At 64.2% G+C, this 25,367-nt stretch carries 18 protein-coding genes; 9 read left to right on the top strand and 9 right to left on the bottom strand.

What is annotated here, in order from left to right; genetic code table 11:
- Positions 1–3 precede the first annotated feature (3 nt).
- Positions 4–1,584 (bottom strand): peptide chain release factor 3, encoded by a 1,581-nt coding sequence (locus NO934_RS08230; RefSeq protein ID WP_309163436.1) that lies wholly within the window; start codon positions 1,582–1,584, stop codon positions 4–6.
- A gap of 148 nt (positions 1,585–1,732) precedes the next feature.
- On the opposite strand from NO934_RS08230, the gene NO934_RS08225 reads away from it, so the two are divergent.
- Entirely contained in the window at positions 1,733–3,112 is a 1,380-nt protein-coding gene (locus NO934_RS08225; RefSeq protein WP_309163433.1) for an MFS transporter, read from the top strand.
- A gap of 69 nt (positions 3,113–3,181) precedes the next feature.
- On the opposite strand, the gene aceA is transcribed toward NO934_RS08225, so the two are convergent.
- Positions 3,182–4,477, bottom strand: coding sequence for an isocitrate lyase (gene aceA / locus NO934_RS08220; RefSeq protein ID WP_309163431.1), 1,296 nt, complete (start codon positions 4,475–4,477; stop codon positions 3,182–3,184).
- A 223-nt stretch (positions 4,478–4,700) separates the two neighbouring features.
- Positions 4,701–4,922: a hypothetical protein gene (locus tag NO934_RS08215; protein ID WP_309163429.1), complete on the bottom strand. Its 222-nt coding sequence runs from the start codon at positions 4,920–4,922 to the stop codon at positions 4,701–4,703.
- A gap of 179 nt (positions 4,923–5,101) precedes the next feature.
- Here NO934_RS08215 and NO934_RS08210 point away from each other — a divergent pair, with 179 nt between their 5' ends.
- The gene (locus tag NO934_RS08210; protein ID WP_309163427.1) at positions 5,102–6,499 is read left to right on the top strand and encodes a short-chain fatty acyl-CoA regulator family protein; all 1,398 of its coding nucleotides are present in this window, start codon (positions 5,102–5,104) and stop codon (positions 6,497–6,499) included.
- Position 6,500: 1 nt separating this feature from the next.
- Here the strand turns inward: NO934_RS08210 and NO934_RS08205 are convergent, their stop codons facing one another.
- The gene (locus NO934_RS08205; protein ID WP_309163424.1) at positions 6,501–6,953 is read right to left on the bottom strand and encodes a MarR family transcriptional regulator; all 453 of its coding nucleotides are present in this window, start codon (positions 6,951–6,953) and stop codon (positions 6,501–6,503) included.
- Between the two features lie 139 nt (positions 6,954–7,092).
- Between NO934_RS08205 and NO934_RS08200 the strand changes: the two genes are divergently transcribed.
- Complete coding sequence (locus tag NO934_RS08200; protein ID WP_309163423.1) at positions 7,093–7,521, top strand: organic hydroperoxide resistance protein; 429 nt, start codon at positions 7,093–7,095, stop codon at positions 7,519–7,521.
- 127 nt (positions 7,522–7,648) lie between these two features.
- On the opposite strand, the gene NO934_RS08195 is transcribed toward NO934_RS08200, so the two are convergent.
- The 4 genes from NO934_RS08195 to NO934_RS08180 form a co-directional block, all read right to left on the bottom strand.
- On the bottom strand, positions 7,649–9,226 hold the full coding sequence (locus NO934_RS08195; RefSeq protein ID WP_309163686.1) for a glycoside hydrolase family 43 protein: 1,578 nt from the start codon (positions 9,224–9,226) through the stop codon (positions 7,649–7,651).
- A gap of 140 nt (positions 9,227–9,366) precedes the next feature.
- Positions 9,367–10,674, bottom strand: coding sequence for a xylose isomerase (gene xylA / locus NO934_RS08190; RefSeq protein ID WP_309163421.1), 1,308 nt, complete (start codon positions 10,672–10,674; stop codon positions 9,367–9,369).
- Entirely contained in the window at positions 10,671–12,134 is a 1,464-nt protein-coding gene (xylB, locus tag NO934_RS08185) for a xylulokinase (RefSeq protein ID WP_309163420.1), read from the bottom strand. The genes xylA and xylB overlap by 4 nt, the downstream gene beginning before the upstream one ends.
- A gap of 116 nt (positions 12,135–12,250) precedes the next feature.
- Complete coding sequence (locus NO934_RS08180; RefSeq protein ID WP_309163419.1) at positions 12,251–13,285, bottom strand: LacI family DNA-binding transcriptional regulator; 1,035 nt, start codon at positions 13,283–13,285, stop codon at positions 12,251–12,253.
- A gap of 295 nt (positions 13,286–13,580) precedes the next feature.
- Between NO934_RS08180 and NO934_RS08175 the strand changes: the two genes are divergently transcribed.
- From NO934_RS08175 to trpS, 5 genes are all read left to right on the top strand, one after another.
- Complete coding sequence (locus NO934_RS08175; protein ID WP_309163418.1) at positions 13,581–14,414, top strand: GNAT family N-acyltransferase; 834 nt, start codon at positions 13,581–13,583, stop codon at positions 14,412–14,414.
- Positions 14,415–14,496: 82 nt separating this feature from the next.
- Positions 14,497–17,202: a DNA mismatch repair protein MutS gene (gene mutS, locus NO934_RS08170; RefSeq protein ID WP_309163417.1), complete on the top strand. Its 2,706-nt coding sequence runs from the start codon at positions 14,497–14,499 to the stop codon at positions 17,200–17,202.
- Positions 17,183–19,972, top strand: coding sequence for a [protein-PII] uridylyltransferase (locus NO934_RS08165; protein WP_309163416.1), 2,790 nt, complete (start codon positions 17,183–17,185; stop codon positions 19,970–19,972). Before mutS ends, NO934_RS08165 begins: the two co-directional genes overlap by 20 nt.
- Positions 19,973–20,036: 64 nt before the next feature.
- Positions 20,037–21,599: a murein biosynthesis integral membrane protein MurJ gene (gene murJ / locus NO934_RS08160; RefSeq protein ID WP_309163415.1), complete on the top strand. Its 1,563-nt coding sequence runs from the start codon at positions 20,037–20,039 to the stop codon at positions 21,597–21,599.
- A gap of 246 nt (positions 21,600–21,845) precedes the next feature.
- Complete coding sequence (gene trpS, locus NO934_RS08155) at positions 21,846–22,874, top strand: tryptophan--tRNA ligase (RefSeq protein WP_309163413.1); 1,029 nt, start codon at positions 21,846–21,848, stop codon at positions 22,872–22,874.
- A 31-nt stretch (positions 22,875–22,905) separates the two neighbouring features.
- Here trpS and NO934_RS08150 read toward each other — a convergent pair whose 3' ends face one another.
- On the bottom strand, positions 22,906–24,054 hold the full coding sequence (locus NO934_RS08150) for an FAD-dependent monooxygenase (RefSeq protein ID WP_309163412.1): 1,149 nt from the start codon (positions 24,052–24,054) through the stop codon (positions 22,906–22,908).
- A gap of 185 nt (positions 24,055–24,239) precedes the next feature.
- Between NO934_RS08150 and NO934_RS08145 the strand changes: the two genes are divergently transcribed.
- Complete coding sequence (locus NO934_RS08145; protein ID WP_309163411.1) at positions 24,240–25,361, top strand: TerC family protein; 1,122 nt, start codon at positions 24,240–24,242, stop codon at positions 25,359–25,361.
- Positions 25,362–25,367: the final 6 nt, after the last annotated feature.

Raw genomic sequence — 25,367 nt, 5'->3', positions numbered from 1 at the left:
GGATTAAGCGGCGATTCCGCGATCCTTGGTCGTCATGAAGGTCAGCTCGGGAAAGTCCTTGGCGCAGCGGTCGATTTCCCACTGGCTCGGGGCCAGGAACACCGGATCGCCATAGCGGTCCTCGGCGATGTTCAATCGGTGCAGCGCCGCGAATTTTTCGAACTGGGCCTTGTCGTTGACCTTCACCCACCGCGCCGTCACATATTGCGCCGGCTCGATGCGGATCGGCACCGAATATTCGACGGCGGCGCGGCTGGTCAGAACCTCGAGCTGCAGCGGCCCCACCGCGCCCACATAATAGCCCGAGCCCAGGGTGGGCTTGAACACCTGCACCACGCCCTCTTCGGCCAGGTCGTTGAGCGCCTTGGCGAGCTGCTTGGTCTTGCTCGCATCGGAAAGATGGACGCGCCGCAGCATTTCCGGCGCGAAGTTTGGGATGCCGGTCACCGTCACATCGGCACCATCGGTCAGCGTATCGCCCACCGAAAGCGTGCCGTGATTGGGGATACCGACAACGTCCCCGGCCACCGCCTCGTCGGCCAGTTCGCGCTCGCGGGCGAAAAAGAACATCGGATTGGCGATCTTGAGATCCTTGCCCGAGCGCACGTTCTTTAAGCGCATGCCGCGCTTCAATGTCCCCGATGCCACCCGCACGAAGGCCACGCGATCGCGGTGGTTGGGGTCCATATTGGCCTGCACCTTGAAGACGAAGCCGGTGCAGGCCGCATCCCCTGGCTCCACCGGAGTGGGTGCCGCCGGCTGGGTGCGGGGCGCGGGGGCGAAACGGCACACGGCTTCGAGCAGTTCGCGCACGCCCACAGATTTCAAGGCCGAGCCGAAATAAACCGGCGTCAGCGTGCCCTCTTCAAAGGCCGTCTGATCGAATTTGGGCAGCGAATCCGAGGCCAGTTCCAGCCCTTCCATCGCCTGGCGCACCAGGATGTTCTGGGTGCCGGCGTAACGTTGGGTGAGCGCGTCCACCCCCGGAGCTTCGGCTTCGGGCGCCCCTTCGGGCGAGATGAACCGCCCGCGCTCGAGATCGATAAGCCCGCCAAAATCAACGCCAGCACCCACCGGCCACATCATGGGCGCGGTATCGAGGGCCAGGGTCTCCATGATCTCATCGAGGATTTCCAGTGTATCGCGCGCTTCGCGGTCGATCTTGTTGACGAAGGTGATGATGGGAATGTCGCGCAGGCGGCACACTTCGAAAAGCTTTCGCGTCTGCGCCTCGATGCCCTTAGCCGCGTCGATCACCATGATCGCCGAGTCGACGGCCGTCAGCGTCCGGTAGGTATCCTCGGAAAAGTCCGCGTGGCCCGGGGTGTCGAGCAGGTTGAGCGTCAGCGCGTCATGCTCGAAGGTCATCACCGACGAGGTGATCGAAATGCCGCGCTTTTGCTCGATCTCCATCCAGTCGCTGCGCGTGCGCCGACGCTCGCCGCGTTCCTTGACCTCGCCGGCCAGGTGAATGGCGCCCGAGTTCAAAAGCAGCTTTTCGGTCAGCGTCGTCTTGCCCGCGTCCGGGTGCGAAATGATCGCAAAGGTGCGGCGGCTCTTATAACCGGTGATCTCAGGGCCCACGGTCGGCGTGTCTCCGAAAAGGTATGTCGATGCGACCTATATGGTCCGCGCGCCTCCCTATACCAAATTTTCCGCCCTAAAAAGCCCTCTGGACAGCGGTGGGAACTCCATTTAACAAGATGATGCTTGTTAAATTGGATTGCCAACAATGACAGCAACCATCTCGGGCTGGTCCGCCATCGTCTCTCCCCGTTATCTCGGCGCCACGGTCACGCTCTGCCTGGGCGTGGCGCTTCTGGCCTTCAATGGCTTTCTGGTGTCCACGGCGCTTCCCACGGCGGTCGCGGAGCTGGGTGGGGTGGCGCTGCTCTCCTGGGCCACCACGGTCTTTCTGGTCTTTGCCATCATGGGCGGCGCCGGCGCCGCGCTGCTCAAGGAGCGGCTGGGCGCCCGCATGGCTCTGATCGCGGCAGCCTCGGTGTTCCTTTTGGGCTCGCTCATCGCCGCCATCGCCGGATCGATGCCCGAACTGCTTGTCGGCCGCGCCTTGCAGGGGCTGGGCGAAGGCATCGTCGCAGCCATTTGCTATGCGCTGATCCCCGAACTTTTTCCCTCTTCTCTCGTCCCCAAAGTGTTCGGGGCCGAATCGGTGGTCTGGGCGCTGGCCGCCTTTGGCGGTCCCGTGCTCTCGGGCGGGCTCACCGAGACCTTGTCCTGGCGCGCGGCCTTTGCCGTGAACCTCCCGATCGGGGCGATCTTCATCGCCCTGGTGCTGCTCATCGTGCCCCGCGGCATCAGGAGCAAGGCCGAAGGCCGCTTGCCGATCGTAAGGCTGTTGCTGATCGGGGCGGCCATCATGGCCGTGTCGGTGGGTGGGCTCCTGGATTCGCCGGTGCTGACCGGCCTTTGCCTGGCCCTCGCCGCGGCCACCCTCTGGTCGGTCATCGTCCGGGACCGCACGGCCGCGACGCCGCTGTTTCCCACCCACGCCTTCCGCCTCGACGATGTGGTGGGCGCCGGGCTGTGGGTCATCCTGCTGATGCCTCTCGCCCAAGCCGGTTCGGCCGTGTTCCTGGTCTATGCGCTGCAGAACATATTCGCTTTCGGCCCGACCCTGGCCGGCATGGTCGGTGCCGTGATGGCTATCACCTGGAGCATTGTGGCAATTCTCGTCGCCGGCGTGTCCGATGCCACGCGCCCGCGCCTCATCCGCATCGGCCCGATGCTTCTGGTGGCCGGGCTCGGCCTTCTCGCCGTCGCGCTGGCGATGGGGCAACTGCCGCTTGTGATCTTATCCCAGGTGCTGATCGGCGCGTCCTATGGCGCCTCTTGGGCCTATACCAGCCAGACGATCATGGAAGCGGCACGCCCCGGCGAACGCGATAGGGCCTCGGCCCTGCTCCCCACCATCCAGTCGGCCGGCTATGGCATCGGCGCCGCGGTCGCGGGGTTGATCGCTAACAGCGCGGGCATCGCGGCGGCGTCAACGCCCGAGGCACTGACGGGGGTATTGGTGATGACATTCGCTCTCTGCGCCGGCCTGAGCCTTCCCGCTGTCTGGGCTGCCCTGGCCATGACGCGGCGATGAGCGATTCACGTGAAGCACATTGCTTCACGTGAATCATTTTGCTGTGGATAAGATCGGGGATAAACCTGGTCAGTGGAACTGTGCCGTCTCGGTGGAACCCGCCATCGCCGTCGTTGCGCTTTTTCCGCCGCTGACGGCGGTGGCCACGGCGTCGAAATAGCTCGTCCCCACCTCGCGCTGGTGCCGGGTCGCCGAAAAGCCCTCGCGCTCGGCGGCGAATTCGGCCTGCTGCAGTTCCGAATAAGCGGCCATGCCGCGCTCCCTGTAGCCGCGCGCCAGATTGAAGGTGCTGAGTGACAGGTTGTGGAAGCCGGCCAGGGTAATGAACTGGTATTTGTACCCCATGGCCCCCAATTCGCGCTGGAAGGCTGCCATTTCCGCTTCGCCCATATATTTGGCCCAGTTGAATGAGGGCGAGCAATTATAGGCCAGCATCTGGTCTGGATGTTCCTTGCGGATCGCCTCGGCAAAGCGCCTGGCGTCCTCGAGGCGGGGCGTCGAGGTCTCGCACCAGATCAGGTCCGCATAGGGGGCATAGGCCAGCCCGCGCGCGATCGCCGCCTCGAACCCGCCCTTCAAACGATAGAACCCTTCCTCGGTGCGCTCGCCGGGGATGAAGGGCGCATCGTATTCGTCGACATCCGAGGTGATCAGTTGCGCCGCCTCCGCGTCGGTGCGCGCCATGATCAGGGTGGGGACGCCCATCACATCGGCGGCCAGGCGCGCCGCGTTGAGCGTGCGGATAAAGGTGCGGGTCGGCACCAGCACCTTGCCGCCCAGATGCCCGCATTTCTTTTCGGAGGCGAGCTGATCCTCGAAATGAACCGCTGCGGCGCCCGCTTCGATCATTGCCTTCATCAACTCGAAAACATTGAGCGCTCCGCCGAACCCGGCTTCCGCGTCGGCGATGATGGGAACGAAAAAGTCGATATCCTCGTCAGACTTGCCGTCCAGCCGCTCCATGGCCTGGATCTGGTCGGCCCGCTGCAGCGCCTTGTTGATCCGCTTGACGATCGCGGGCACCGAGTCGGCGGGATAGAGCGACTGGTCGGGGTACATATTGCCCGATGTGTTGGCGTCCGCCGCCACCTGCCAGCCGGAAAGATAAATGGCTTTGAGGCCTGCCTTGACCTGCTGGACGGCCTGATTGCCGGTGAAGGTGCCCAGCGTGGGGACGAAATCCTCGGTGTGCAGCAATTCCCACAGCCGCCGCGCCCCGTTTTCGGCCAGCGTGTGGCGGATGGGCAGCGACCCGGAAAGCCGCGCCACATCGTCGGGGGTGTAGTCGCGGGCGATATTGGCCCAGCGGTCGGGCGCCCAATCGGGGGCTTCGAAAGTGTGCGGGGCGGGTGATCTCTCGAGCATTGTGGTGTCCTCCTGTCGAATGAAAGATCGGCGTCGGTGGTATCGGCAAGCGCTGCGCCCCCCTCATCCGACCGCTTCGCGGCCACCTTCTCCCACCAGGGGAGAAGGGGAGCTGAGTTTGTGGGAGCTTCAGAGCTAGCCAAAAGAGCCTCCTTCTCCCCTGGTGGGAGAAGGGTCGGGGATGAGGGGGGCGCTGAGCTTCAGGGTACACCCACCCCAGCGACTATCCCCGCCGCGCAAACGTCGCGGCGACCATCTGAGCGCCGTCGAACAGCTTCTGCCCGCCGGCCATGGTAAAGCTGTGCTTTCCGGCGCGGTGGACGATGGAATAGTCCCGCTCAGCCAGCCCCTGGCTCTTGAAGCTCGCCATCACCTCGGCCATCGATGGGGCGATGATGGTGACGAAGTCCTCCTTGGTCGTGTCGATGATCTCTTGCGCGTTCATGTTCTCTCTCCTTTTGTCGGTGGCACGTCGCTGCGTGCCTGTTGAGGTAAAGAATTGACAATCAAGCGCGAAAGGGCAAGAAAAGAAGCAGAAACAGCGTGTTAAGCTGTAAAGTGCTGAAAAGATCGCTCCGCTGATCTGTAAAGTCAGTAAAGAATTGCTGTTGAGGAGGAATGGCGATGAACGGGATCGACCTGCAGATCGGCGGCCGCATCAGGCGGCTGCGGCGGCAGAAATCGGTGAGCCAGGCACAACTCGCCGAAGCGCTGGAGATTTCCGCCTCCTATCTCAATCTGATCGAACACAATCGCCGCCGCATCACCGTGCCGCTGCTGTTCCGGGTCGCCGGATATTTCGGGGTGGAACCCGGTGAACTCGCCGAAAGCGACGATGCGCGGCTCGCCGGAGATCTGATGGAAATGTTCGGCGACGACATCTTCGCCGATGCGGATCTGACCAACACCGATATCCGCGATCTGGCCACCCATCATCCGGCCGTGGGCCGTGCGGTGCTGAAACTCTTCGACCAGATGCGGCACCTGCAGGCGCCCAAATCGTCCGCCGCCGAGCTTCCCGTCACGGGCCATAATGTGGTGACCGAAGCGGTCTCCGACTTCCTGCAGGAGAACGCCAACTATTTCCCCACCCTGGAAGCGGCCGCCGAGCGGGTGCGCCAGGATATCGACAACACCTCGGACAGTTTCGAGGCGGGGCTGAAAACCTATCTTTTCAACGTCTTCGGCATCGAAACCCGGCTGGCCTCGCTCCCCAATGGCGTCGTCCGCCGCCTCGACGAGAGCGGACGCGTGCTGCTGGTTTCCGATACGCTCGAGCCCGAATCCGAACTCTTCACCCTGGCCCAGCACCTGGCGCTGCTGGTGGGCGACGACCCAATCGGGGCGCTGATCGAGCAAAGCACCCTGCCCCAGCCCGACAGCATGGGATTGGCCCGAAATGTGCTGGCCTCCTATCTCGCCGCCGCGCTGGTCATGCCTTATGAGGCGTTCTTCCGCGCCTGCCGCGACACCCGCTACGATATCGAGCGGCTGGGGCGTCGCTTCCGCGCCAGTTTCGAACAGGTCTGCCACCGCATGACCACGCTCCAGCGGCCATCGATGAGCGGCATTCCGCTGCATCTGGTCAGGACCGATATCGCGGGGAACATCTCCAAGCGCTTCTCGCTTTCGGGCATCCACATCCCGCGCCATTCGGGCGCCTGCCCGCGCTGGAACGTCTATTCGGCGTTCTTGAACCCCGGCCAGATCAGCGTCCAGCTTTCCCAGATGCCCGATGGCCAGCGCTATTTCTGCATCGCCAAGGCCATCACCAAGGGCGGCTATGCCCACAACGCGCCGCGCCGCCATGTCGCCATCGGGCTGGGCTGCCATGTGACCCACGCCGCCGGCATGATCTATGCCGATGGCGTCGACCTGTCAGCGCCCGCCGGCGCCGTCCCCATCGGCGTGGGCTGCCGCATCTGCCCGCGCCGCGAATGCGGGCAGCGCGCCCATCCGCCCGCCGATCATCGTTTCATGACCGATGACGGCCAGCGCATGGAAAATCTCTATATGAGCTGAGCTAGCTGTCGCCTCCGGCGGCCTCCAGCGCTCTGGTCAACGCGTTGATCTCGTCGCGCAGCGCCACCACGCCCGGCAGGTCTCGTCCGCTGGCGCAGGCGATCGCCTGGGGAATGTCGCGCGCCTTGTCTTCCAGCGCCCGCCCCTTGTCGGTCAGCGCGATCACCACCTTGCGCTCGTCCTGGGCGCTGCGCGTCCGGGTCAGCAGGCCGCTCGCCTCCAGGCGCTTGAGCAGCGGCGTCAGCGTGCCCGTATCGAGCCCCAGCCGCTGCCCGATGGCCGAGACCGGCACCCCGTCATCGCGCCAGAGCACCAGCATGACGAGATATTGCGGATAGGTCAGCCCCAAAGGCTTGAGCAGCCCGCGATAGAGGCGGTTGAATGCCTGTCCGGCGGCGTAAACCGCGAAACAGAGCTGGTCTTGGGGCGGCAGGGTATCGGTGCGGTGTTTCATGACAAAATCATTGCACAAAATTATATTGCGCACAATATATGTTTATCCTATCGTACCTTCACCGCCTGAACCGCAACCGTCTTTGCCGCGTTGCCCAGACGGCCAGATTTCGATGCCCAATCACAAAGGAGCGTGCATCATGGAAGTTCTTTACACCGCTCATGCCACGGCCACCGGCGGCCGGGAAAACGGCCACGCCAAAACCGATGACGGCAAGGTCGACGTCAAGCTCTCGACGCCCAAGGAAATGGGTGGCTCGGGCGGCGAAGGCACCAATCCCGAACAGCTCTTCGCCTCGGGTTATTCGGCCTGCTTTCTGGGCGCCATGAAGTTCGTGGCCGGCCAGGACAAGATCAAGCTTCCCGACGAGAGCACGGTTGCCGCCGATGTTGGCTTCGGCAAGCGCGATGACGGCCAGGGTTTTGGGCTCAAGGTCGGCCTCACCGCCACTGTTCCCGGCCTCGACCCCGAAAAGGTCAAGGACATCATGGATCGCGCCCATATCGTCTGCCCCTATTCCCACGCCACGCGCGGCAATATCGAAGTGACCCTCACTGTAGGCGAATAGCGTTCCCGGCGAACGCGGATTGCGCTTTTGCGGTTTGAGCACGCGACCAGAAAGGTTTTTGGGCGGGCGGATTCACGTGAAACCGCCCGCTTTGCGTCCAGAAAGGAGCGCGGCAAAATTAAAAAACTTAAAGCGGCCGATAGACGAAATGGGAAAAATCGGCCGGCCGCGCGGTGCCGTTGAGGTCCTGCGCCGCCATCCCCACAAACGCGCCGGTGAAGCTCCCATGCTCGGCATGCCCGCCGCATTCGTCCGAAAGGATCGAAGCATCGAGCACCGGCCCGATCTCCTTCCAGGCTTCGTCGCCCTGGGCATAAAAATACTGCAGGCCCGAGTTCTTCACCCGCACCTTCATCTTGACCGGCCCCTCGCCCACCGGCACCGGATCGATCCAATGGGTGAGCCTGCCGTCGGGGAACGAGACGACCGAGGAAAAGATGTTGAGCTCGCGCCCGCCCTCAGGGTTGGCGGTCAGGTGCAGATAGTGGAAATTATACCGCCCGTAATAGGCGGTCAGCCCCGCCATTTCCCGCTCGTCCTGGGGATCGAAGGTCAGCTCGGTCTCGGCTTCATAGTCGAAATGCTGCTGCCGGCGGGCAACCAGGGCCTGCTCGAACCACGAGGCGATCGATTCTTGGCCGAAGAGGCGTAGCCTTCCACCGCCGCACACGAAAATCCGCTCCGTTTCCGGCGTGCGCAGCCACTGGAAATCGATGTGCAAATCATCCTCGAAGCTGTATCGCCGCTCCGCGTCGAACGCCGCCTGGTCGTAGACCCCCGGCACCTCGACCTCCGATTTCGGCAGATTCGACCCGCCGACCAGATAAAGCCAGCCATCGTCCCGCCACTCGGCCTTCTGCATCGCCGTCTCGCGCCCGAGCACGCAGCGCCGCTTCTGCGTCGTCGGTCGTCCGGTCAGGTGCACGATATAGGTCTCGCCCTCCGGCGTTTCGACGATATCCCCATGCCCGGCCCGTTGCAGCGGATTGAGCGGATCGTCCTTGGCGGTGATGATGTGCATGTCCGGATGCAGCTCATACGGCCCGCCGATATTTTTCGACCGCGCCAGCGTGCAGGCGTGGTCATACCCCGTGCCGCCCTCGGCGGTCAGCAGGTAATACCACCCGTCGCGCTTATAGAGATGCGGCCCCTCGACGAGCTTCAAGGGCGAGCCCTTGAAGATGTTCTTGCGCTCGCCCACCAGCTTGCCCGCCACCGGATCGAACTCCTGCAGCGCGATCCCCGCGAACCGGTGATGCCCGTTGCGGTGGTCCCACAGCATGTTGACGAACCACTTCTTTCCGTCATCGTCGTGAAACAGCGATGGGTCGAAGCCCGAGGAATTGACGTAGATGGGATCGGACCACGGCCCGGTGATTTCATCGGCCGTCACGATATAATTGTGGGCGTCCTTGAAGTTGCCGTCCTTGCGCTTGACGTCGGTATAGACCAGCCAGAATTTTTCCCCGTCATGGGTAAGGCACGGCGCCCATATCCCGCAGCTATCGGGGTTCCCCCGCATGTCGAGCTGGCTCTTGCGGTTGAGCGGCCGGGTCAGAAGCTCCCAGTTCGCGAGGTCTTTCGAATGATGGATCTGGACGCCCGGATACCATTCGAAGGTCGATGTCGCGATGTAATAGTCTTCCCCCACGCGAAGGATCGAAGGATCGGGATTAAAACCCGGCAGGATGGGGTTTTGGCGGATGGGCATGTGGTTTCCTCCCACTTGTGAGTTCTGTCGCAGGCTCTGCGCCCCCTCACCCCCGTCCCCTCTCCCACCAGGAGAGAGGGGGCTCCCGGAGCGGTCGGATGAGGGGGGCGCCAAGAGCGCCGACGCCCTGGTCGTCAAACGAACCGGTTGATCAGATTTTCGAGATATTCCTGCCGCCCCGATCTCGGCCGCGGGTTGATCCCCTCGGCCTCCACCCGCGCCGTGATCTCCTCGAGCGTGCGCTCGCCCTTGAGCATCGCCTGCGCCTCGGCGCCGTTCCAGCCGGCATAACGCTCATCAAGAAACGCGTCGTAGCTTCCGTCCTCGATGATGGCGGCGGCAGCCTTGAGCCCCCGCGCGCAGCTGTCCATGCCCCCGATATGGCCGTGCAGCAGGTCTTCGGGATCGATCGACTGCCGCCGCAGCTTGGCATCGAAATTGGTGCCGCCAGTCGTGAACCCGCCGGCCTTCAAAATGTGGTAATAGGCAAGCGCCACCTCGGGCACGTTGTTGGGGAACTGGTCCGTATCCCAGCCCGACTGGTAGTCGTTGCGGTTCATGTCGATCGAACCGAAAATCCCCAGTGCCGCGGCGGTGGCCACCTCGTGCTCGAAGGTGTGGCCGGCCAGGATGGCGTGCCCCACCTCGATATTGACCTTCACCTCGTTTTCCAGCCCATAGCGCTTGAGGAACCCATAAACCGTCGCCACGTCGAAATCGTACTGGTGCTTGGTGGGCTCTTGCGGCTTGGGTTCGATCAGGATGGTGCCGGGAAAGCCGATCTTGTGCTTGTATTCGACCACCATGGAGAGCATGCGCGCCATCTGGTCGAGCTCCTGCCTGATCCGCGTGTTGAGTAGCGTTTCATAGCCCTCGCGCCCGCCCCACAGCACGTAGTTCTCGCCCCCCAGCCGGTGGGTGACGTCCATGTTGGCCTTGATGGTCGCCGCCGCATAGGCGAACACGTCCGGGTCCGGATTGGTCGCCGCGCCGGCCATGAAGCGGCGGTTCGAGAACAAATTGGCGGTGCCCCAGAGCAGCTTGACCCCCGTCTCGGCGATCTTTTGCTCGAAAATGTCTCCGATCGCCTCGAGCCGCTTCTTGCTTTCGGCAAAACTTTCGCCTTCGGGCCGCACATCGGCGTCGTGGAAGCAGAAATAGGGCGCGCCGAGCAGGTCAAACAATTCGAACGCCACATCGGCCTTGACCTTGGCCGCATCCATGCCGCCATCGAACCAGGGGCGCTCGAAGGTCCGTCCGCCGAACGGGTCGCCACCCTCCCAGGCAAAGGAATGCCAATAGGCCACGGCAAAGCGCAGATGCTCCTCCATGCGCTTGCCTAGGACGATCTCGTCGGGATTATAGTGGCGGAAGGCCAGCGGATTGGTGCTCTCGGACCCCTCATAGGGAACCTTGCTCAGGCCTTTGAAAAAATCGGTCATTGTGCGCGGGCCTCCTCGATTGCCCCGTAAAGCGCGCGATAGCGCCGGTATTGGTCGTCATGGGCGGATTTGAGGTCCGCCCTTGGTTCGATTGTCTTGCTGATGGCCGGCTTGGTGCAGATCGCCTTGGGGTCGGCCCCCGTCGCCGCGATCAGTCCCAGCCGCGCCGCGCCGAACGCGCCGCCGAAATCCCCGTCCTCTGGCACCTCGATTGCCATCCCGAGATTGGTGGCGATCATTTCGAGCCAAAGATCGGATTTCGATCCCCCGCCCACCGCGATCAGCGTATCGATCCCGGTTCCCGCATCGGTCAGCACGCGCTGGCAATCGCGCACGGCATAGGCCACGCCCTCCATCACCGCCCGCGCCATGGTCTTGGCGTCCGAGAGATGCGAAAGCCCGACGAACGCGCCGCGCGCATCGGCATTGTTGTGCGGCGTACGCTCGCCCGAGAGATAGGGCAGGAAAATCTCCTCCCCCGGTCCGGCATAATCGGCGGCAACCGCCTTGGTCAGCGCCGCCGCCTCCTGTCCCACCAGTTTGGACAGCCAGTTGAGGCTGTCGGTGGCCGAAAGGAACACCCCCATCTGATGCCAGGTTCTGGGAATCGCATGGCAGAAGGCGTGCACCGCCCCTTCGGTATTGGGCGAGAATTTTTCGTTCGAAACGAACAGCACCCCGGAGGTTCCCAGCGACACGAACCCGGTTCCCGGCTCCACCGCCCCGATGCCGCAGGCGGAGGCGGCATTGTCGCCCCCGCCCCCCGCCACCACCGGGGCTTGCGCAATCCCCCAGCGGCGGCAGAGTTCGTCCTTCAAATGTCCCGAAGGCTCGGTTCCCTCGACCAGCGAAGGCATATGTTCGGTGGTGAGCCCGGTGACGGCCAGAAGATCGTCCGACCAGCCGCGATATTCGACGTCCAGCCACAGCGTCCCCGCCGCGTCCGACATGTCCGAGACGTAGGTGCCGGTCAGAAGAAAGCGCACATAATCCTTGGGCAGCAGCACCTTGGCGATGCGGTCGTAGTTTTCCGGCTCGTGCTTTTTGACCCAAAGGATCTTCGGCGCCGTGAACCCAGGCATGGCGATGTTGCCGGCGATCTGGCGCAGGGAAGGCAGCGCCTTCTCCATCTCCGCGCACTCGGCGGCCGAGCGCACGTCGTTCCAGAGAATGGCGGGACGGATCACCTGATTGTCGGCATCGAGCAGCGTTGCTCCGTGCATCTGCCCCGAAAGCCCGATCCCCTTGATGGCCGCAACGGCCTGCGGATGCTTGTCCTTGAGGTTGTCGACCGCCTTGAGTACGGCCTGCCACCAATCGAATGGATTCTGCTCGGAAAATCCCGGCCTGGGCCGCGATAGGCTGAGCCGCGCATTGGCCTCCCCCAGCGCCTTGCCCTCGCCGTCGATCAGCACGGCCTTGACCCCGGACGTGCCGATATCGAGCCCGAGAAAGCTCATGATCCCCTCCGATTACCCACAAGTGAGGAACGTACCTCAAAATAGGTCATACAAGAAACTCCTCCTTCCGGGATGCCCTTGGGGCCGCTCCGGCGCTCTCGATGATGGTCCCGTTCTTAGCGCAGATTGTCGCGCAGGAAAACCTTGATCTCGATGGGTGCCGCCGGCGGCGCGGCGTCGGGGCCCAGCACCAGCCGCCGCGCCGCAGCGCACACCGCACGGATTTCGTCCTCCGGGCTCTGGTCGAGCACCAGATCGACCGCTCCCGATTCCAGCCCGGCCCGCGTCGGCCCGGTCAATTCGTGCCCGATCACCCGCACCTTGCCCGCCAGTCCCTTTTCATTGAGCGCCATCAGCATGCCCGCATTGCCGGCGCCGGCATTGTAGAGGCCGCTCAGATCCGGGTGGTGCGTCAAAAGTTCCAGCGTCCTCTCATAGGTGAGCGTGAATTCATCCTGTCCCTCGATCGGCCCGGCAATGGCGATGGCGGGAAACTCCGCCTCGGCAACCTCCCGGAACCCTTCCACCCGCTCGGCATGGTCGATCAGCTCCAGCGATCCGGCCACCAGCCCCACCATACCGCCCTGGGGCAGGAACCGGCCCATCAGCGAAGCCGCCGTGCGCCCCGCCGCCCGGTTGTCGATCCCCACGAACGCCTGACGCGCCGATCCGGGCAAGTCGGATACCAGCGTGATCACCCTGATCCCGCGCCCGGCGGCCCGCGCCACTGCCGCATGCACCTCTGGCTTGTCGATGGCGACGATCACCGCGCAATCGCTGTGGTCCGATGCCACCACATCGAGCGCCGCGACCAGCGCTCGCGTGTCCATGGCCCGGATTCGCGTGAGGTCAAGCCGCAGCCGCTCGGCCCGCATCTGGTGCCCGATCGTTTCCACCGCCTCGGCCAGCTTGCCGAAAAACTGGTTTGTGGCCTCGGGCACGATCACGGCAATTCCGATATCGCGGGCCCGCGCCAGCATCGAAGCGGTCAAATCGCGCCGGAAGCCGATCTCGGCAATTGCGGCCTCAACCTTATCGATCGTCCCCTGCCGCACCCCCGGCCGCCCGTTGAGCACGCGATCCACCGTCGCCAGCGACACCCCCGCCGCCCGCGCCAGATCGTGAACTGTGACTCGACCGCCGGTGGTCAAAGTGTTCCTCCGCCCATTGAGGTACGTAAGTCATGACCACTCCTCGCACGCACGTCAATACGGGTTGATAGCGTCGATGCCACACCCCTGCTGAGCGTCGGCGATGTTGCGGATTGTCGGGTCAAGTCCGACAATGACGAAGGCAGGGGCCGCGGCCCATAGGGAACTCACATCAATTCGTCGTCTTCGGGCTGGACCCGGAGACCTGCAACACCTCCGCGTTCCCGAAAAGAAGTTCCTTCCGCTTCCTCCCGCCGCAATTCCCTCCTGCCTCCAACTCCAGTACAAAGGAGAAATGATCGAAACCGCCCTCCAACGCGCGCCCGCAGCACCGCTCCTCCTTGCCCGCCTGGGCCAGTTCGAGGTGCGCCTGGCCACCATCCCGGCCGAACGCCACGCCGCCTTCCGCCTGCGCTATGAGGTCTTTCACCGCGAGCGCGGCGTCGATGCGCCCTCGATGGACCACGCCGAACACGTCGAAGCCGATGCCTTCGATCCGTTTTGCGACCATATCATCGTCATCGACACCCGCGCCCGCACCCTAGGGGATGCCCCGGCGATCGTTGGCACCTACCGCGCCATGCGCAGCCCTGCGCCCGGCCTGGGCTGGTATGCCGATACCGAATTCGATCTTTCCAACCTTTTCGCCCGCCATCCCGGCCTGCGCTTTTGCGAAGTCGGACGCTCCTGCGTCGCACCTTCTTACCGTTCCATGCGCACCATCGAGGCGCTCTGGTGCGGGCTCTGGGCCTATGCCTGTCGCAACGGCATCGACGTCTATTTCGGCGCCGCCAGTTTTCCCGGCACCGATCCCGCCGCCCACGCCTTGGCCCTCTCGCATCTCTACCAGACCGCCCGCGCCCCAGAGGAATGGTCGGCAACTGCCTGGCCCGGCAATGCCCTGCCCATGAACCGGCTCGAAACCGTCGACCGCCACGCCGCCCTGCGCGCCATGCCTCCGCTTGTGCGCGGCTATCTGCGCGTCAACGCCGTCTTCGGCGACACGGCCTATGTGGACAGGGCCTTCGGCACCACCGATGTCTTCGTTCTCGCCCGCTTTGCCGCTGCCCCGCTCGCCTATCGCCGCCGCGTCGAGCGCGTCACCGGCCTGCGGCATCCTGGGCTTTAGATCACCGGTTGGAATCACAACGCTTTTGTCATAGCGTGCCGGCTGCCTTTGAGAGCCATGTGCCGGATTTCCTAAGCCCTAGATGACGCAGACCGAGCCCCAGGCCGATTACGCGCCGCCCGCCGCAACGGGCATGACGCCGATGATGGCCCAATATTTCGAAATAAAGGGCGTCAATCCCGGCTATTTGCTGTTCTATCGCATGGGCGATTTCTACGAATTGTTCTTCGAGGACGCCGAGATCGCCGCCGCCGCCCTGGGCATCACATTGACCAAACGCGGCAAGCATCTGGGCGAGGATATCCCCATGTGCGGCGTGCCCATCCATGCCGCCCAGGATTACCTCAAAAAGCTCATTTCCCTGGGCCACAAGGTCGCCGTCTGCGAGCAGGTCGAAGACCCGGCCGAAGCCAAAAAGCGCGGCTCCAAATCGGTCGTCAAGCGCGACGTGGTGCGCCTGGTCACCCCCGGAACGCTCACCGAAGATGATCTCCTTCCCGCCCGCGGCAACAATTTCCTCCTTTGCTTGGCGCGCCTGGGCGCCGATGGCGAAGGCTTTGCGATCGCCTGGGCCGATATTTCTACCGGTGAATTGCTGGTGACCGATCTGGACCGCGACGCGTTGGCCGACGAGATCGCCCGCATCGATCCGGCCGAACTCGTCCTCTCCGACCGCCTCGCCGACGAGCTGCGCGAGTTGCGTTTCCTCTCGGCCGATCGCCTCGCCGCCGCCACCCGCCGCCCGCATGAAAGCTTCGATTCCGAAACCGGCGCGCGCCTTTTGCGCGAAACATTCGAAGGCGCGGTTGACCCCACCGCCTTTTCCCGCATCGCCCGCGCCGCGCTCGGGGCGCTCATCGCCTATGTCGCCGAAACGCAAAAAGGCGCCGGCGTCCCCCTGCGCCTTCCCCGCCGCGAGGCGGCGAGCGAGCATATGCAGATCGATGCGGCGACGCGTTCCTCGCTCGAATTGCTGGTCACCCAGCGCGGCGACACGCGCGGTTCGCTGCGCGGCACCGTCGATCTGACCGTCACCGGCGCCGGCGCCCGCCTTTTCGCCGGCCGCCTCGCTGCGCCCCTCAACGATCCGGCGGCCATCAACGCCCGCCTCGACGCCCTCGATGTGCTGATCGACAATTCAATCGAGACCGACGCGATGCGGAAAGGCCTGCGCGCCGCTCCCGATATCGCCCGTGCGCTGACTCGCCTCACCCTCGAACGCGGCGGCCCGCGCGATCTGGCCGCCATCGGCCGCGGCATCACCCAGGCCCGCGCTCTCGCCTCGCTGGTCTCCAGCCTGCCCGATCCCGGCGCCGAACTGCAATCGATCGCCGCCGGCCTCGCCCGCGCGCCGGAAATCCTGGCTGACGAATTTGCCCGGGCGCTTGTGGACGAACCGCCTCTTTTGGCCCGCGATGGCGGTTTTGTCGCCTCGGGCTATGATGTCGAACTCGATACCCAACGCCGGCTGGGTTCGGAAAGCCGCAAGGTTGTCGCCGAACTCCAGGCAGCGCTATGCGACTCCACCGGTGTCAAGGCCCTCAAGATCAAGCACAACAATGTGCTCGGTTTCTTCGTCGAAGTCCCCGCCTCCCACGGCGCGCGCCTGCTCGAAGACAGCGTTTTCATCCACCGCCAGACCCTCGCCAATGCCATGCGGTTCACCACGACCGAACTGGCCGAACTCGAAGGGAAAATCGCCCGCGCCCAGGAAACCGCCGTCGAGATCGAGCTTTCGATCTTTTCCCGCCTGCGGCAAGCGGCCATCGCCCAGTCCCGCGACCTTGTCGCCGCTGCCGATGCCATGGCCGCGCTCGATGTCGCCGCGGCGCTTGCCACGCTGGCCGCCCAGCGCAATTGGTGCCGCCCCCATGTCGATGGTTCCCTGGCCTTTGAAGTCGAATCCGGCCGCCATCCGGTGGTGGAAAGAACGCTCGAGGCCGAGGGCCGTGCCTTCGTCGCCAACGATTGCAACCTCTCAGCCCCCGAAACCGAGGATGGCGGTCAATTGTGGCTGGTGACCGGCCCCAATATGGGCGGTAAATCGACCTTCCTGCGCCAGAACGCGCTGATCGCCATCCTGGCGCAGATGGGGTCCTATGTTCCGGCCACCTCCGCTCATATCGGGGTGGTCGATCGCGTCTTTTCCCGTGTCGGGGCATCCGACGATATCGCGCAAGGCCGTTCGACCTTCATGGTCGAAATGGTGGAAACCGCTGCGATCCTCAACCGGGCCACCCGATCTTCGCTGGTGATCCTCGACGAAATCGGCCGCGGCACCGCCACTTTCGACGGGCTTTCCATTGCCTGGGCGTGTGTGGAGGCTCTGCACGAAACCACCTTCTGCCGGGCGATCTTTGCCACCCATTACCACGAATTGACCGCTCTTTCGGCGGCGCTCTCGCGGGTTTCCAACCACACGATGAGCGTCAAGGAATACAAGGGCGACGTCGTGTTCCTCCATGAGGTGGTCCCCGGCGCCGCCGATCGCTCTTATGGCATCCAGGTGGCTAAGCTTGCCGGCCTGCCGGCTCCCGTCATCGCCCGGGCCCGCCAGGTGCTCGATCAACTCGAAGCGAGGGGCCAGTCCAACCCGGCCTCGGCCCTTGCGGACCTGCCGCTCTTTGCCCATATGCCAATCCCTCTTGAGCCGGACGCGCCTCAACCTCATGCTAACCCGGTCCTCGATATGATCGAGACCGTGCGCCCCGACGATCTTTCTCCACGTGCCGCGCTCGAATGGATTTATGAACTCAAGAAGGCTGCCAATGCCGACGGCGACCGTTGAACCGATTTCGCGCAGAAGGGCTGGCGTTCTCGATGCCGAGGCGCTGATCGCGTCCGTGCGCGAAAAAATCGGCGACGCCGCCCCTGCGAGCACGACGGCCCGCGCGGCCCTGCTGGCGGCTCTGCGCGCCGCGCTCAAATCGGCGCGCACCAATGCCGAAGCCGAGCTTGTCGCCACCCACAAGGGCACGCGCTGCGCGACGACCCTCGCCGCTGCCCAGGATGAGGTGATCAAGGCTGCCCATTTCTGGGCCACCCGCTATGTCTTCCCGCGCGAAAATCCCTCGGGCGCCGAATCGCTCGCCATTGCCGCTGTGGGCGGCTATGGCCGCGGCACGCTGGCGCCGGGATCCGATATCGATCTGCTCTTTATCCTTCCCTATAAGCAGACCCCCTGGGGCGAGAGCGTCACCGAATACGTCCTTTATATGCTCTGGGATCTGGGCCAGAAGGTTGGCCACGCCGTCCGCTCGGTCGATGATTCGATCCGCATGGCCCGCTCGGACATGACGGTGCGCACCGCAACGCTCGAAAGCCGGTTCCTGGTGGGCGATCAAAAGCTTTTCGCCCAGATGCGCGAAAAGTTCGAAACCGAGATCGTCGAAAAGACCGGCCCCGAATTCATCGCCGCGAAAATGGCCGAGCGCGACGCGCGCCACGAAGCCCAGGGCAACACCCGCTATGTGGTCGAACCCAACGTCAAGGACGGCAAGGGCGGGCTGCGCGATCTCAACACCCTCTATTGGATCGGCAAATATTTCTATCGCGTGGCTACGCCAGCCGATCTGATCGAAAAGGGCGTGTTCTCCAAGGCCGAATACCGCGCCTTCCAGCGCGCCGAGGATTTTTTGTGGGCGGTGCGCTGCAATCTCCATTTCCTTGTCGGGCGCGCCGATGACCGGCTGACCTTCGAAGTGCAGCAGGAAATGGCCGAGCGCCTTGGCTATTCGGGCCGCGCCGGCATGCTGGGCGTCGAGCGCTTCATGAAGCGCTATTTCCTCGTCGCCAAGGATGTGGGCGATCTCACCCGCATCTTCTGCACCTCACTCGAATTCGCCCACGCCAAAAAGGTCGATACCTTCGGGCGCGTGCTCTCCACGTTCCGCAAGCCGCGCCGCGCCATACGGGGCGAGCCCGATTTCGTCCTCGAACATGGGCGCATCACGGTCTCGGCCGATGACGCGTTCGAAAAAGACCCGGTCAACATCGTCAAGATCTTCTGGGTCGCCGCCCGCGAGGGGGTGATGTTCCACCCCGATGCGCTGAAGCTTCTGACCCGCTCAATGCGGCTGATCGATGCCAGGCTGCGCAGCAACGAGCGCGCCAATTCCTATTTCCTCGATATCCTCACCAGTCCCAAATCGGTCGAGCGCGTGCTGCGCTGGATGAACGAGGCTGGGGTCCTGGGCAAGTTCGTGCCCGAATTCGGCAAGATCGTCGCTCTGATGCAGTTCAACATGTACCACCACTATACGGTGGACGAGCACCTGATCCGCGCCGTTGGCGTCATGGCCGATATCGCCAATGGCGGATTGAAGAACGAACTGCCTTTGACCCATGAGCTGCTGCCGCACCTTCAGGATGTGCGCCTGCTTTATGTCGCCCTGTTCCTGCACGACATCGCCAAGGGCCGCCCGGAAGACCATTCCGAAGCCGGCGAAACCATCGCGCGAAGGTTCTGTCCGCGCCTGGGGCTGTCGCCCGCCGAAACCGATACCGTCGCCTGGCTGGTGCGCTACCATCTTCTGATGAGCGAGATCTCCCAATCGCGCGACATTCAGGACCCCGACACCGCGCGCCAGTTCGCCGCCGTGGTCCAAAGCCCGCAGCGCCTGGCGCTCCTGATGATCCTGACCGCCTGCGACATCCGCGCTGTCGGCCCGGGCACCTGGACCGGCTGGAAGGGTTCGCTCCTGCGCGCGCTCTATTACGCCACCGAACCATTGCTTTCGGGCGGCCATTCCCAGGTTTCCCAGCGCGACCGCGTGCACGAGGCCCAGGACGAATTGCGCGCGGGTCTTTCCGATTGGCCGGCCGAAAAGGTCGATCGCTATATCGAGCGTCATTTCACCAATTACTGGCTGCGCGCCGAGCCCGAACTGCAATTGGCCCATGCCAGGATGATCGATGCGGCCGAGGCCAAGGAGTCCGCCTTTGCCGGCTCGACGGCCATCAAGAGTTTCGAGGGCATCACCGAAGTCACCTTCTATACCCCCGATCATCCGCGTCTGCTTTCGCTGATCGCCGGCGCCTGCACCATGGCCGATGCCTCGATCATCGGCGCACAGATCTTCAACACCCGCGATGGCCATGCGCTCGACACCTTCCGCCTGCGCCGCGCCTTTACCGCCGACGAGGACGAAAAGATCAGGGCAGCCCGCATCACCGATACGGTCAAGGCGCTGCTCGAGGGCAAGAAATACCTGCCCGCCGATCTGGGCGTGGACTCGCGCTACAACCGGCGGCTGAAACCCTTCTCGGTGCCCACCGAAATCTATATTTCCAACGCGCTCTCGGACAAATTCACCGTGATCGAGATCTCCGGCCTCGACCGTACGGGCCTGCTCTACCATCTGACCCGCGCGCTGTCCGACCTCAACCTCACCATCGGCTCGGCCCATATCGGCACCTATGGCGAAAAGGCGGTGGACGTTTTCTACGTCACCGATCTGATGGGCGGAAAGATCACCTCCAAGGTGAGGCAAAAGCGCATCCACGACGCCCTGGCCGCCGTCTTCGCCCCTGCCCGCCGCGAAAAGGCTTCGGCGTGAGCAATCATTGCACGAGGACGTGCTCGCCGCACGCACCCTCGCTCGCGCGTGAGCGCCGCATCCCATGAGCCTCTTCCGCAACACGCTCTCGGTGGGCGGGCTCACCCTCATTTCCCGCATCTTCGGTTTCATCCGCGATGCGCTGATCGCCGCCGTGCTCGGAATCGGCCCGGCCGCCGATGCCTTTCAGGCCGCGTTCCGCTTCCCCAATCTCTTCCGGCGCCTTTTCGCCGAAGGCGCCTTCAACACCGCCTTCGTGCCCATGTTCTCGGGCGCGCTCGAAACCGAAGGCCCCGACGAGGCCAAAAAGCTCGCCGGCCGCATCATGAGCTGGCTGGTGGCCGCCATCGTCATCGTCACGATCCTGGCCGAAATCTTCATGGGCCAGATCATGCTGGTATTCGTCCCCGGCTTCGTGGACGATCCGGAAAAGTTCGAGCTCACCGTCTTTCTCTCGCGCATCATGTTCCCCTACCTGGCCTGCATGAGTCTCATGGCCGCCTATGGCGCCATCCTCAACAGCCTGGGTAAATTCTTCGCCGCCGCCTTCGCACCGGTGCTCTTGAACATCGTCAACATCGCCGTCCTCGTCCCCCTGGCGGTGCTGGCGATCGAAAACCCCGCCGATGTCGCCTTCTGGCTCGGCATCGCCGCCATGGCCGGCGGGGTGGCGCAATTGGCGCTCGTCTGGTGGGCCATCCAGCGTGCCGGTTTCGCGCCACGGATTTCCTGGCCGCGCTACAATGAGGACGTCAAACGCTTCTGGCTCCTGGCGCTGCCGGCCATCGCGGCGGGCGGCATCATCCAGATCAACGTCTTCGTGGGCACCGTCATCGCCTCCCAGGCCGACAAAGCCATCGCCATCATCGCCAATGCCGACCGGCTCTATCAGCTCCCCTTGGGCATCATCGGCATCGCCATCGGCACCGTGCTTCTGCCCGAACTCTCGCGCCACCTCTCGGCGGGGCGGGAAACCGAGGCGCGCGCCAGCCAGAGCCAGGCGATCCTGCTCTCGATGACGCTCACCCTCCCCGCCGCCGCCGCGCTCATCGCCATCGGCGTCCCCATCGTGCGCGTGCTGTTCGAGCGCGGCGCCTTCGATGCCGCCGCCACCGTCGCGGTGTCCGAGGCGCTGGCGGGATTTGCCGTCGGCCTCCCCGCCTTCGTCCTCGTCCGCGTGCTCCAGCCGGGATTTTTCTCCCGCCGTGACACCAAGACCCCGACGCTGCTCGCCGGGCTTTCCATGGTGGTCAACATCGCCGTATCGCTTGCCCTGTTCCCCACCCTCCAGCATATCGGCATCGCGCTCGCCACCTCGGTCTCGGCCTGGGTCAACGTGATCCTCCTCGCCATCCTCCTGGGCCGGCGCGGCCATTTCCGCCTCTCTAGCGGGGAAACCGCCCGCCTCGCCGGTATTTTGGCTGCCGCGGTCACTATGGGCGCCATTTTGTGGCTGGCATCGGTCTGGGCTCGGCCGGTCTTTGCCCCGGGCGCCTTCTTCCCCTTCCAGCTCGTCGCCCTCGCCGCCTTTGTGGGGCTGGGCGCCGGGCTCTATTTCGCCACCCTCCACTTCACCGGCATCCAGCGGCTCGATCCCTTCCTCGCCCGCTTGCGGCGCCGGCGTTGAGCGCCTCGCAGGGTTTGCCGCCGACCTTCCATAACCACCCTGTCACCCCGGGCTTGATCCGGGGTCCAGTAACCGGCAGCGCCCGAGATAGTCTGCCAACGCTTCCGGTTACTCGATCCCCGGTCTCCGCCCGGGATGACGCGTTCGGGGCGGTGCTCTGCTCCCGACAAGCTCCTCTGCTTGTCATCCCCCCTCGCCTGTGCGACACCCGCTCATCAATGTCATAGAACTCGCAAAGATCTATCCATGCCTGCTAACAATCGCGTCTTTTCCGGCATCCAGCCCTCGGGCGATCTGCACCTCGGCAATTATCTCGGCGCCATCCGCCGTTTCGTGCCGCTGCAGCAGACCCATGAGTGCCTCTATTGCGTCGTCGACATGCACGCGATCACCGTCTGGCAGGAACCCAACGAGCTGCGCCGCGCCACCCGCGAAGTCGCCGCCGCCTTCATCGCCGCCGGCATCGACCCTAAGGCCTCGATCGTCTTCAACCAGTCCCAGGTGGTCCAGCACGCCGAACTGGCCTGGATCTTCAACTGCGTCGCCCGCATCGGCTGGATGAACCGCATGACCCAGTTCAAGGACAAGGCGGGGAAAAATTCCGAAAACGTCTCATTGGGCCTTCTCGCCTACCCCTCGCTGATGGCCGCCGATATCCTGCTCTATAAGGCCGGCTCGGTCCCGGTGGGCGACGATCAGAAGCAGCATCTCGAACTCACCCGCGACATCGCGCAGAAGTTCAACAACGATTACGCCGCGTCCATCGCCGAAAACGGCTTCGATCCGGAATTCTTCCCCATCACCGAGCCGCTGATCGCGGGCCCCGCCACCCGCATCATGAGCCTGCGCGACGGGACGAAAAAAATGAGCAAGTCGGATCCCTCCGACGCCTCGCGCATCTCGCTGCTCGACGATGCCGATGCCATCGCCAAAAAGATCAGACGCGCCACCACCGATCCCGAGCCGCTCCCCGCCGATGTCGAAGGGCTCAAGGGCCGCGCCGAGGCCGACAATCTGGTGGGCATCTATGCGGCGCTGTCGGACAAGACCAAGTCCGAAGTTCTCACCGAATTCGCCGGCGCCGGCTGGGGCACCTTCAAGCCGGCCCTTGCCGACCTCGCCGTCACGGTGCTCGAACCGATCTCGACCGAGATGCGGCGCCTGCTTGCCGATCCGCAAACCATTGATGGCTATCTGCGCGACGGCGCCGAGCGGGCCGGCGTGCTAGCCGAAAAGACAATGAAGCAAGTCCGCGCCATCGTGGGCTTCATCTAAAATGAAAAGGGGGACGTTACGCCCCCCTTTTTTATTGCCCCATTCCGAAGGCGATGGCACGCTTGCGCAGCGCCGGAAATGCCTTGAGGCTCCAAAGCCCGGCGGTGCGGAAGGCCTGCGCCGGCAGATGCGGGGACAGCAGCGAGCCGAACAGGCCATCCACGAACGCTCCCGTGCGCCCCAGATCCCCCTTGCGCGCCGCGGCATAGCTTTTTGCCACCGCGTCGGCCCAGCCGAAGGCCCCCGGATTGGCTGCCCTGAGGCACAGATCGAGATCGGCGACGTCGCGCAGCCCCAGATTGAGCCCCTGCGCCCCGATCGGGGGAAAAGCATGCGCCGATTCCCCCGCCAGCACCGCGCCGTTGCGGCCCGCCGCCTCGACCGAAAGCGAAGACAGCGGAAAAACGAAACTCGGCGTTATAACCCTGATGGCGCCGAACAGATGCTGCGACCGCGCGTTGACGGCTTCCTCCAAGCCGTCGGCCCGCGCCGCTTCGAGAATGTCACGGCGGTCGATCCAGACCAGATTGGCGCGATTCTCCCCAGCCGGAACCAGCGTGAACGGGCCGTCGCGATAGTGGAACTCGACCGATTCCCCATCCAGCCCACGGTCGATCTCGAGGTCGCACACCAGCGCCGCCTGATCGAATTTGCGCTCCCGCACACCGATCCCTGCCGCCTTGCGCACGCTGGATCCCTTGCCGTCCGCCCCTACGATGAGGTCGGCGGTCACCTCTTCCCCACTGTTGAGGTTAAGGTGCCAGAGTTCGTCGATGCGCCGGGCAGCAGCCAGGCCGGCGGCCTTGAGCTCCAGCCCCGCGCAATCGGCCCCGGCGCGTGCAAAGCTCTCCCCCAGCCGCGCATTGGCAAAGTTCCAGCCAAAGGCCCGGTGGCCGAATTCGGAAGCGGCAAACACCGTTTCGGGCGCCCGCAGCAAGCGGTCGGTCGCATCGATGATGCGGATGCGGGTCAGCGGAACGCCCAGCGCCTCGGGGTCGTCGATCAGCCCGGCCCTGGTCATGTACTCGACCGAAGGTCCCATCAGGGCCGAGGTTCGCCGGTCGGCCGGGGCCTCCGGAGCGATGTGGAGGGTTGAAAATCCCGCCTTGGCCGCGGCGACCGCCGATGCCTTGCCGACGAGGCCGCCACCGATAACGGCGACTTGAGTGTGGGTGGCCATGGTTCACCTTTATGCTTGGTCAAGAGATAGGCCGCGGCGCCATCCACCGCAAGCATCGCCGCCCGTTCTGCCGCTTTATTGCCGTTGTTACCCGCAAGTGTGCGCCGGCAAAAAAGTTCGCGCCGGGGCGGTCGCTAAATATTGCGTGCAGGTGATATCCTGCGTCTCAACCTTAGGGGCAGCGCATGATTGATTTTCTCTTCGAACCGGCCTTCTGGGCCAGCCTCGCCCTGCTGATCGGCATCGAAGTGGCCTTGGGCGCCGATAATGTGGTTTTCATTTCAACCATCGCCGCCAAGCTGCCGTCGGAGCACCGGCAGCGCACCCTGCGGATCGGCCTGGTCATGGCCGCCATTTTCCGCCTGCTGCTTCTGGCGGGCATCGTCTGGGTTCTGGGGTTGCAGCGCACGGCATTCACCATCGGCGCCTGGGCGCCGAGCTGGCGAGAGCTCATTCTTTTGGGCGGCGGCCTGTTCCTTGTCTATAAGGCTGTAAGCGAGCTTCACCTTCTCGTCGAACATCCCGCCCAAAGGCCGGAAGCCACCGGCACGGCGATTTCGGACAGCCCCACCCTGGCCGTCATCCAGATCGTCCTGATCAATGCGGTGTTTTCCGTCGATTCCATCATCACCGCCATCGGCCTTACTAGCTATGTCCAGGCCATGGCCGCCGCAGTCGTGATCTCGATCGCCATCCTCTATTTCGCCGCGGAAGTGGTCGGCAGGCTGATCGAGCGGCATCCTTCGATCAAGGCGCTGGCCCTCGGCTTCCTGCTTCTGGTCGGCGCCGTCCTGGTTGCCGATGGCCTCGGCTTTGAGGTCGTGCGTCCATACCTCTATGGCGCCATGGGCTTCGGCATCGCCGTTCTGCTGGTGGTCAAGCTGGTCCATCGCCGGACGTGGGAAAGCCCGGCGATGGCCGCGCCGGTGGCTGCCACGGTGGCCGGCTGGGCCGAACCCACGCTCGAGCCGGTCGTCCCCGAGCCGCAACACCGCGATGAACCCCCGCTCGAGCCCGCCGCCTCGGCTGAACCGCCCCAGATCGAACCCGAACCGGTCGAACTGCCTGAGGAGGTGCAGCCATCCGAGGCGGTCGAGCCCGAACCCGGCGAGCCGGAACTGCCCGAGCCTGCCGAACCCCAGGCCGTTGCCGAGATCGAGCCGGTGCAGGAGGCCGAAGATGGAGAAATGCCCGATGACGAAGAGGGGGTTGGCGAAGAACGCGCCACCGTGCAAAAGTCCCGCCGTAAACGACCCATCCTTCGGCGCAGACCCCCAAGGCTGCGTACAGCCAGAAGAAGAGAGTAGGCAAAA

The organism is Pelagibacterium sp. H642 (assembly GCF_031202855.1).
GTDB lineage: Bacteria > Pseudomonadota > Alphaproteobacteria > Rhizobiales > Devosiaceae > Pelagibacterium.
The sequence above is the reverse complement of the archived record's forward strand: the minus strand, read 5'-3'. Positions and strand labels throughout refer to the sequence as shown.

Excerpts from the sequence above, each read along its gene's own strand:
- murJ (WP_309163415.1), top strand. The coding sequence starts at position 20,037 with ATGAGCCTCTTCCGCAACACGCTCTCGGTGGGCGGGCTCACCCTCATT.
- NO934_RS08165 (WP_309163416.1), top strand. The coding sequence starts at position 17,183 with ATGCCGACGGCGACCGTTGAACCGATTTCGCGCAGAAGGGCTGGCGTT.
- NO934_RS08215 (WP_309163429.1), bottom strand. The coding sequence starts at position 4,922 with ATGAACGCGCAAGAGATCATCGACACGACCAAGGAGGACTTCGTCACC.
- NO934_RS08150 (WP_309163412.1), bottom strand. The coding sequence starts at position 24,054 with ATGGCCACCCACACTCAAGTCGCCGTTATCGGTGGCGGCCTCGTCGGC.
- xylB (WP_309163420.1), bottom strand. The coding sequence starts at position 12,134 with ATGAGCTTTCTCGGGCTCGATATCGGCACGTCCGGGGTCAAGGCCGTG.
- NO934_RS08225 (WP_309163433.1), top strand. The coding sequence starts at position 1,733 with ATGACAGCAACCATCTCGGGCTGGTCCGCCATCGTCTCTCCCCGTTAT.
- NO934_RS08175 (WP_309163418.1), top strand. The coding sequence starts at position 13,581 with ATGATCGAAACCGCCCTCCAACGCGCGCCCGCAGCACCGCTCCTCCTT.
- NO934_RS08200 (WP_309163423.1), top strand. The coding sequence starts at position 7,093 with ATGGAAGTTCTTTACACCGCTCATGCCACGGCCACCGGCGGCCGGGAA.
- mutS (WP_309163417.1), top strand. The coding sequence starts at position 14,497 with ATGACGCAGACCGAGCCCCAGGCCGATTACGCGCCGCCCGCCGCAACG.
- aceA (WP_309163431.1), bottom strand. The coding sequence starts at position 4,477 with ATGCTCGAGAGATCACCCGCCCCGCACACTTTCGAAGCCCCCGATTGG.
- NO934_RS08145 (WP_309163411.1), top strand. The coding sequence starts at position 24,240 with ATGATTGATTTTCTCTTCGAACCGGCCTTCTGGGCCAGCCTCGCCCTG.
- trpS (WP_309163413.1), top strand. The coding sequence starts at position 21,846 with ATGCCTGCTAACAATCGCGTCTTTTCCGGCATCCAGCCCTCGGGCGAT.
- xylA (WP_309163421.1), bottom strand. The coding sequence starts at position 10,674 with ATGACCGATTTTTTCAAAGGCCTGAGCAAGGTTCCCTATGAGGGGTCC.
- NO934_RS08205 (WP_309163424.1), bottom strand. The coding sequence starts at position 6,953 with ATGAAACACCGCACCGATACCCTGCCGCCCCAAGACCAGCTCTGTTTC.
- NO934_RS08210 (WP_309163427.1), top strand. The coding sequence starts at position 5,102 with ATGAACGGGATCGACCTGCAGATCGGCGGCCGCATCAGGCGGCTGCGG.